Raw genomic sequence first — 8245 nt, forward strand, 5'->3', positions numbered from 1 at the left:
GCCGGCAGCGGCGGCTCGGCCGCCGCACCGCCGCCGTTGCCTCCGTAGGGGTTCCCTCCGCCGCCCGGGCGGCCCTCCTGCCACGTGTTCATGCCGTCGAGGATGCCCGACCCCGCTGCGGCTGACTCCCCCCGGGGCCCCCGCCAGGCCTCTTGTAGCAGTTTTGATGCACGCGCCGGATCGTTCCGGCGTGAAACGCGCCCGTCACCTCCGTTCCGCCTGCCGAAACGATTCTTGACCGGTTCGAACGCACCGTGTTTGCATTTCGGACATGGACCAGAGTCGGGCACTCACGCGTCGGCGGCACGTCGACCTGCAGCGGGTGTCCGGTTCGCTCTGTCGTCGCTGAAGCGCGCCCGTCGAGCACACCGACCACCGTCCGCAGCAGCCGAGCAGAGGCCGCTGCGAAGCGCTCCCGCTTCCAGCCAGAGGTGAACCATGGCCACCGTCCTGTCCGTTTCCGGCTCCCCCTCCGCCACCTCCCGCACCACCCGGCTGCTGCGCCACGTCGACGCGCGCCTGGTGGACCGCGGCCACCGGGTGATCCCCCTCGAGGCCCGCAGCCTGCCCGCGCACGCGCTGCTCTCGGGCGACTTCGACCACCCCGCGATCGTCGCCGTCACCGAGCAGTTCGCCCGCGCCGACGGCGTGGTCATCGGCACCCCCATCTACAAGGCCGCCTACTCGGGCCTGCTCAAGGCCCTGCTCGACGTGCTCCCGCAGTACGCGCTGGCCGGCAAGGCCGTCCTGCCGCTGGCCACCGGCGGCTCGCCCGCGCACGTCCTCGCCGTGGACTACGCGCTGCGCCCGGTGCTCAGCTCGATGGGCGCCGGCCACATCACCCAGGGCTGGTTCGTGCTCGACCGCCACATCACCGCCGGGGAGGACGGCGCGACCCTCGTCGAGTGCGAGACCGACGCCCAGCTCGTCCCGGTCGTGGAGGGCTTCGCCGACGCCCTCGAACGGCTGGCCGCCCCGGTGCCGGTCGGCTGAGCGCCGGCCCGCGCGACCCCGTACGGGGCGACCCCGACAAGGCCCGCGGCACCCCTTAGGGGGAGGGGGTGCCGCACCCGTAGAACCTTGGTTGCAGCGCTTCATTCCGACGGAGGACGAGCCGTCCGAACCCGGCTCCTAACGTGGATCTCACGTCCCCACCCCTCCGAAAGCGACCCGGTTCCGTCGGGTCCGCGGCCCGACCGTGTCGGGAGGGTGGGGGTCAACGGGTGGGCCACTTCTGAGGAGAATCCAGTGACGACGGCAGCAGCCGTGTACGACCCCCAGCTTCCCGGCGGACCGTCCGCCGTCGCGGCCTCGGCCCGCCAGGTGACCAAGGCGTACGGATCGGGCGAGACCAAGGTGACCGCCCTCGACGCGGTCGACGTGGACATCCAGCGCGGTCGCTTCACCGCGATCATGGGCCCCTCGGGCTCCGGCAAGTCCACCCTGATGCACTGCCTGGCCGGGCTGGACACGGTCAGCGCCGGGCGGATCTGGATCGGCGACACCGAGATCACCGGCCTCAAGGACAAGCAGCTGACCAGGCTGCGCCGGGACAAGATCGGCTTCATCTTCCAGGCGTTCAACCTGCTCCCGACCCTGAACGCGCTGGAGAACATCACCCTGCCGATGGACATCGCCGGCCGCCGGCCCGACCAGGCCTGGCTGGACCAGGTGGTGGAGACCGTCGGCCTGGCCGGCCGGCTCAAGCACCGCCCGACCCAGCTCTCCGGCGGCCAGCAGCAGCGCGTCGCGGTGGCCCGCGCGCTGGCCGCCCGCCCCGAGATCATCTTCGGCGACGAGCCCACCGGGAACCTGGACTCCCGGGCCGGCGCCGAGGTGCTGACCTTCCTGCGCCGCTCGGTGGACGAACTGGGCCAGACCATGGTCATGGTCACCCACGACCCGGTCGCCGCCGGCTACGCGGACCGCGTGCTGTTCCTCGCCGACGGCGTGATCGTCGACGAGATGCACGCGCCGACCGCCGACTCCGTCCTCGAACGCATGCGCCGTTTCGACGGCAAGCGCACCAGCTGAGCGGCGGGACGACGAAACCATGCTGCTCAAGACCTCACTGCGGAGCTTCTTCGCCCACAAGGGGCGGATGGCGCTCTCGCTCGTCGCCGTCGTGCTGTCGGTCGCCTTCGTGTCCGGCACCCTGGTGTTCTCCAACACCGCCACCAGCACCTTCTCCAAGCTGTTCGCCGCCACCGCCTCCGACGTCTCGGTCCAGCCGCCCAAGCCGGCCGACGACGAGGAGCCGCCGGCCGGGGACAAGCCCGCCACCGTCCCGGCCTCGCTCGCCCAGCGGATCGCCGCGGTGCCGGGCGTGAAGACCGCCGTCGGCCAGGTCATGGTCGGCAACGCGATCCTGGTCGACCCGGCCACCAACAAGCTGGTCGGCCCGACCACCGGCGCGCCGACCCTGCTCGGCAACTGGACCGACACCCCGCGCAACCCGGTGCGGATCACCTCCGGGCACGTGCCGCAGAACTCCGGCGAACTGGTGCTGGACGCGGACACCGCCAAGAAGGCCAAGCTCGGCGTCGGCGACCGGATCCGGGTCGACAACGCCGGCGGGCAGCACCCGTACACGATCGCCGGCATCGCCACCTTCACCACCACCAACCCGGGCGCCGCGCTGGCCTTCCTGGACACCCCGACCGCCCAGCAGGTGCTGCTCGGCGAGCAGGCCTACACCTCCGTCGAGGCCTTCGGGGACGGCAGCCGCAGCGACGACCAGCTCAAGGCCGCCGCCCTCGCCGAGGCCGGCCCCGGCTACCAGGTCAAGACCGCGGCCGAGCAGAAGGACGAGAACACCAAGTCGATCGGCAGCGGCCTGAACTTCATGAAGTACGCGATGCTCGGCTTCGCCGGCATCTCGCTGATCGTCGGCGGCTTCCTGATCATCAACACCTTCTCGATGCTGGTCGCCCAGCGCACCCGCGAGATCGGCCTGCTGCGCGCCATCGGCGGCAGCCGGGCCCAGGTGAACGGCTCGGTGCTGGTCGAGGCGCTGATCCTGGGCGTGCTCGGCTCGACCCTCGGGGTGGCGGTCGGCCTGGGCGTCGCGGTCGGGCTGATCAAGCTGATGAACGCGATCGGCATGGACCTCAACGCGGGCGACCTGGAGATCGGGCCCGACGTCTTCGCGGCCGGCTACGCCGTCGGCATCCTGATCACCGTCATCGCGGCCTGGATCCCGGCCCGCCGGGCCAGCCGGATCGCGCCGATGGCCGCCCTGCGCGACCACGGCACCCCGGCCGAGGCCCGCTCCAACCTCGTCCGGTCGGTCCTCGGCGTGCTGCTCACCGCGGGCGGCGCCGGCCTGCTGGTGCTCGCCGGTACGGCCGACAGGGCGGGCACCGGCGGCGAGTACCTGGGCCTGGGCCTGCTGCTCACCCTGGTCGGCTTCGTGGTGCTCGGCCCGCTGCTGGCCACCGTCGTCATCAAGGTGCTCGGCGCCCTGCTCCCGGCCCTGTTCGGGCCCTCCGGCAAGCTCGCCCAGCGCAACGCGATGCGCAACCCGCGCCGGACCGGCGCCACCGCCGCCGCCCTGATGATCGGGCTGGCGCTGGTGATCGGCTCCTCGGTGTTCAGCGCCTCGGCGGTCAGCTCGGCCAGTGCGCAGATCGACAAGTCGGTGGGCGTGGACTACATCATCGCGGGCGGCCGGACCCCGGTCACCGCGGAGATGATCGACGCGGTGAAGCGGACCCCGGGCATCGACCACGTCACCACCCAGGAGAACTTCCAGCGCGCCAAGGTCCAGCTGCCCGGCGGGCAGAGCGCCAAGACGGACCTGACGGCAGTGCCGGCCGCCTTCTTCGGCACCGACTTCCACCCCACGGTCAGCTCCGGCGCGGTGGAGGCGGTGGCCCGCGGCTCACTCGGGATCGGCGAGAACTTCGCCAAGGACCACGGGCTCAAGGTCGGCGACCAGGTGAACGTCGACTACGGCAGGGGCCGCACCCAGGCACTGCCGGTCGGCGTGGTGTTCCAGAAGGGCGGACTGCTGGGCGACGGCGCCTTCGTCGGCCTGGACACCCTGACCAAGGTCGTCCCGGCCGCCGAGCAACCGCCGGTGTGGACGTTCTTCGCCAAGGCCTCCGCCGGCACCGACGTCGCCAGGACGCTCACCGCCCTGGAGAACGCGCTCCAGCAGTACCCGCAGCTGACGGTCAAGGACCAGGCGGGCTACAAGGAGCTGATGCAGTCCCAGATCAACACCCTGCTCTACCTGATCTACGGCCTGGTCGGCCTGTCGATCACCGTCGCGGTGCTCGGCGTGGTCAACACCCTGGCGCTGTCGGTGGTGGAGCGGACCCGCGAGGTCGGCCTGTTGCGGGCGATCGGGCTCTCCCGCCGCCAGCTGCGCCGGATGATCCGGCTGGAGTCCGTGGTGATCGCGCTGTTCGGCGCCGTCCTCGGCACCGGGCTGGGGCTGGCCTGGGGCGTCACCGCCCAGCGGGTGCTGCGGGACCAGGGGCTCGGGACGCTCTCCGTCCCGACCACCACGGTCGTGGTGACGCTGGTCTCCTCGCTGGTGATCGGTCTGGTCGCCGCCCTCGTTCCGGCCTTCCGGGCCGGACGCATGAACGTCCTCGCGGCCATCGCGACGGACTGACCCGGCGACGGGGGACGTCGGGTCGACCCACGGGGGAACCGGGGGGAACGGGGGGCGGGGGCCGGGTGCGCACAAGCACCCGGCCCCCGCGCCGCCGGACCGCCCGGGCCGTCGGCGGCACCCGGTGAACCCGGTCCCGAGGACCGGCTCCGCCCTGTTCACGGCCGTTCACCGCGCGCTCCGAACCTGCGCCGAACCTGCACTGTTCCCCCGCCGATTCGGACCCGGCGGAACGGGGCGGTACGGTGATCTCGATCACGGTGCCGGTGCCGCCCCCTGGGGGACCGGGAACCGACGAACCGGGACGAGACGGAGACGCGTCGGCACCGGTACGGTTGGCCCCGATGAACACCAAGGCTGCTGAGGAGCTGCCGGCTGTTTCCGTGATCATGCCGGTGCTCAACGAGGAACGACACCTGCGCACGGCGGTCCGGCGCATCCTGGATCAGGAGTACCCGGGACCGATGGAAGTGGTGATCGCCCTCGGTCCCTCCACCGACCGCACCGCCGAGATCGCGGCCGAGCTGGTGGCCGAGGATCCGCGGGTGCGCACGGTGGAGAACCCCACCGGCCGCACCCCCGCGGGGCTGAACGCCGCGATCCGGGGCTCGCAGTACCCGATAGTGGTGCGCGTGGACGGCCACGGCCTGCTCACCCCCGGCTACATCACCACGGCGGTCCGGCTGCTCGGCGAGATGGACGCCGCCAACGTCGGCGGCATCATGCACGCCGAGGGCGAGACCGAGTGGGAGCACGCGGTCGCCGCCGCGATGACCTCCAAGATCGGTGTCGGCAACGCGGCCTTCCACACCGGCGGCCTGGCCGGCCCGGCGGACACCGTCTACCTCGGGGTGTTCCGGCGCGAGGTGCTGGAGCGGCTCGGCGGCTACAACGAGGAGTTCATCCGCGCCCAGGACTGGGAGCTGAACTACCGGATCCGCCAGGACGGCGGACTGGTCTGGTTCACCCCGCAGCTGAAGGTGACGTACCGGCCCCGGCCGTCCGTCCGGGCGCTGGCCAAGCAGTACAAGGACTACGGCCGCTGGCGCCGGGTGGTCACCCGCTACCACCGCGGCTCGGTCAACCTGCGCTACCTCGCCCCGCCGAGCGCGCTGCTCGCGGTGCTGCTCGGCCTGGTGCTCGGCGCCGCCGTCCATCCGGCCTTCCTGGCGGTGCCCGGCGTCTACCTGCTGGGCATCCTCGGCGGCGCGGCGGTCGAGGGCCGCGGCCTGTCCTTCCGGGCGAAGGCGCTGCTGCCGGTGGCGCTCGCGACCATGCACCTGAGCTGGGGCTTCGGCTTCATCACCTCGCCCCGCTCGCTGGCCCGCCGGGTGATAAGGAGCATCGGCCCGTCCTCGAAGGACGTGCTCTCCCAGGCGGGTTGACCCCTGGAGCGGCTACCGTCGGGGCGCATGGGGACAGTTGAGGACGACGCGGCCGCGGCCCGGATCGCACCGGGCGCGGACGTCGACGAGCGGGCCGCGATCGGCGCCGGCACGAGGGTCTGGCACCTGGCCCAGGTCCGCGAGGACGCGGTGGTCGGCGCGGACTGCGTGATCGGCCGCGGCGCCTACATCGGCCCGGGCGTGCGGATAGGCGACCGGGTCAAGGTGCAGAACCACGCGCTGGTGTACGAGCCGGCGGTGGTCGAGGACGGCGTGTTCATCGGCCCGGCCGTCGTCCTGACCAATGACCGCCACCCCCGCGCGGTCACCCCCGACGGCCGGCTCAAGGGCCGACTCGACTGGCACGCCGAGCCGGTGACGCTCCGCCAGGGCTGCTCGATCGGCGGCCGCGCGGTGCTGGTCGCCGGGGTGACGGTGGGCCGCTGGGCGCTGGTCGCGGCCGGGGCCGTGGTGCACCGGGACGTCCCGGACTTCGCCCTGGTGGCCGGCGTGCCCGCCCGCCGGATCGGCTGGGTCGGCCGGGCCGGCGAGCCGCTGCGCCCGGCCGGCCCAGGGCTCTGGAACTGCCCCCGGACCGGAGAGGGTTACCGCGAGACGGACGGAACGCTCAGGCCGGTGTAGCTACTTGGCGCACACGTCCTCGTCGTCCGCCTGCACCCGCTGGAGGTCCTTGGGCGCCTCGGCCGGCTGCTGCGGCGCGGCCGCGAGGACGTCCTTGCCGAGCACCAGCAGCAGCGGGTCCTTGGGGCCCGCCTTCGGGTTGGGCCGGACGGCGTCGGCGGGCAGCCCGAGGGCGGCGGCCAGCGCGGCGGCCGCGGCCTCCTGGCCGGCCGGGTGGGACACCGTGGTGCTCGCGGCGGGCGGCGCGTCGGATCCGACCGCGGCCCGGGCGAAGCCCTTGGCCTTGAGCTTGTCCACCGTCGGCCCGGACTGGCCGCGGGTCCCGCTGCCGTTGCGCACCGTGACCTGGACGTCCTTGGCGTCCACCGCCGGGGTGGTGGCGCTCGGCGCCGCCGGGGCCGGTGCGGCCGGGGTGGTGGCTCCGGCGGGCGGGGTGGCCGTCTCGGTCAGCGAGCGGTCGCCCGCGATCATCGAGAACACCTGCCCGGCGTCCGGCTGCCGCAGGATCAGCCGGTCCTGGTCCTTGGGGTCGTCCAGCACCGGCACGGTGGTGAAGGTGATGTTCTTGGTGTCGACCTTGCTGATGTCCTGGGTCAGGTCCTTCAGCTTGTCGACGCTGCCGATGCCGGAGTCCACGGTGAGCGCCTTGGTGGCGGCGTCCGCGAGCTGGTAGAGCTTGCTCGGGCTGGTCAGGGTGTCGTCGCTCTTGATCTTGCGGATCATCGAGCTGATGAACTGCTGCTGGAGCGGGATCCGGGTGAGGTCGCCGCCGAAGCCGACGGCGTGCCGGGTGCGGACGAAGGCCAGCGCCTCCTCGCCCTGGACGACGTGGCGGCCCTTGGGCATCTTCAGGTGCGAGTCCTTGTCGTCGATGTCCTTGGCCGCGCAGACCTCGACCCCGCCGACGGCCGTGGAGAGCGTCTTCACCGCCTCGAAGTTGACCTGGACGAAGTGGTCGACCCGGATGCCGGTCATCTTCTCCACGGTCTTCCAGGTGCAGCCCGCGTCGCGCCCGCCCTGGCCCAGGCTGTTGTTGAACATGTCCCGCGCCGAGCCCGGTATCTTCTTGCCGGTGGTGTCCTGGCACTCCGGGATCGGCACCATCAGGTCGCGCGGGATGCTGACCACCGTCGCGTTGGAGCGGTCCTTGGCGACGTGGAACAGCAGGGTGGTGTCGGCGTGCCCGGTGCTGCCCGCGTCGCCGTAGTCGCGGCCGAGGCCCTGCCGGCTGTCGGTGCCGATCACCAGGATGTTCAGCGCGTCCCCGGCGGCCTTGGGCCGCTCCTCCTCGTTGCCCAGCTGGACCTTGACCGAGGTCAGGTTGCTGTTGAAGTGCTGGTACAGGTAGTACGCCCCGCCGCAGCCCGCGACCATCACCAGGGCGCCGGTCCCCGCCGTCCACTTGAGCACCCGTCGGCGCCGCTGCCGCTTGGCGGCCGCGGCCGCCCGCCGCCGGGTGTCCCGGCGGCCCGCACCGGCCCCCCCCCGAGGGGGGCGGGGGGGGGGGGGGGGGGCGGCGCGGGAGGGGGGGGGGGAGGGGGGGGGGGGGGGGGGGGGGGGGGGGGGGGGGGGGGGCGTGGGCGAGGGGGCGGGG

Annotated in this window: 7 protein-coding genes; 6 read left to right on the forward strand and 1 reads right to left on the reverse strand. The window is 73.0% G+C overall.

Translation table 11 applies throughout. From position 1 onward, the window contains the following. Positions 1 to 271: 271 nt before the first annotated feature. The 6 genes from BG452_RS48155 to BG452_RS24500 all read left to right on the forward strand — a co-directional run bounded on the left by BG452_RS48155 (position 272) and on the right by BG452_RS24500 (position 6651). Positions 272 to 349 carry a putative leader peptide gene (locus tag BG452_RS48155; protein WP_350517968.1) on the forward strand — a complete coding sequence of 26 codons (78 nt, stop codon included), beginning with the start codon at positions 272 to 274 and terminating at the stop codon, positions 347 to 349. Positions 350 to 438: 89 nt separating this feature from the next. After that, the gene (ssuE, locus tag BG452_RS24480; protein ID WP_188306517.1) at positions 439 to 993 is read left to right on the forward strand and encodes an NADPH-dependent FMN reductase; all 555 of its coding nucleotides are present in this window, start codon (positions 439 to 441) and stop codon (positions 991 to 993) included. Between the two features lie 255 nt (positions 994 to 1248). Further along, positions 1249 to 2034, forward strand: a complete 786-nt coding sequence (locus BG452_RS24485; RefSeq protein ID WP_188306518.1) for an ABC transporter ATP-binding protein — start codon at positions 1249 to 1251, stop codon at positions 2032 to 2034. Between the two features lie 19 nt (positions 2035 to 2053). Further along, entirely contained in the window at positions 2054 to 4624 is a 2571-nt protein-coding gene (locus tag BG452_RS24490) for an ABC transporter permease (RefSeq protein ID WP_188306519.1), read from the forward strand. Positions 4625 to 4968: 344 nt separating this feature from the next. After that, positions 4969 to 6009, forward strand: coding sequence for a glycosyltransferase family 2 protein (locus tag BG452_RS24495; protein WP_188306520.1), 1041 nt, complete (start codon positions 4969 to 4971; stop codon positions 6007 to 6009). Between the two features lie 27 nt (positions 6010 to 6036). Beyond that, the gene (locus BG452_RS24500) at positions 6037 to 6651 is read left to right on the forward strand and encodes an acyltransferase (RefSeq protein ID WP_188306521.1); all 615 of its coding nucleotides are present in this window, start codon (positions 6037 to 6039) and stop codon (positions 6649 to 6651) included. Here the strand turns inward: BG452_RS24500 and BG452_RS24505 are convergent, their stop codons facing one another. After that, positions 6652 to 8061: an LCP family protein gene (locus tag BG452_RS24505; RefSeq protein WP_317621205.1), complete on the reverse strand. Its 1410-nt coding sequence runs from the start codon at positions 8059 to 8061 to the stop codon at positions 6652 to 6654. Positions 8062 to 8245: the final 184 nt, after the last annotated feature.

It is taken from the genome of Streptomyces sp. CBMA123, assembly GCF_014596465.1.
In the GTDB taxonomy this organism is placed as follows: domain Bacteria; phylum Actinomycetota; class Actinomycetes; order Streptomycetales; family Streptomycetaceae; genus Kitasatospora.

Bases quoted from the DNA above. Each gene is read 5' to 3' on its own strand.
- BG452_RS48155 (WP_350517968.1), top strand. From the start codon at position 272: ATGGACCAGAGTCGGGCACTCACGCGTCGGCGGCACGTCGACCTGCAG.
- ssuE (WP_188306517.1), top strand. From the start codon at position 439: ATGGCCACCGTCCTGTCCGTTTCCGGCTCCCCCTCCGCCACCTCCCGC.
- BG452_RS24490 (WP_188306519.1), top strand. From the start codon at position 2,054: ATGCTGCTCAAGACCTCACTGCGGAGCTTCTTCGCCCACAAGGGGCGG.
- BG452_RS24495 (WP_188306520.1), top strand. From the start codon at position 4,969: ATGAACACCAAGGCTGCTGAGGAGCTGCCGGCTGTTTCCGTGATCATG.
- BG452_RS24500 (WP_188306521.1), top strand. From the start codon at position 6,037: ATGGGGACAGTTGAGGACGACGCGGCCGCGGCCCGGATCGCACCGGGC.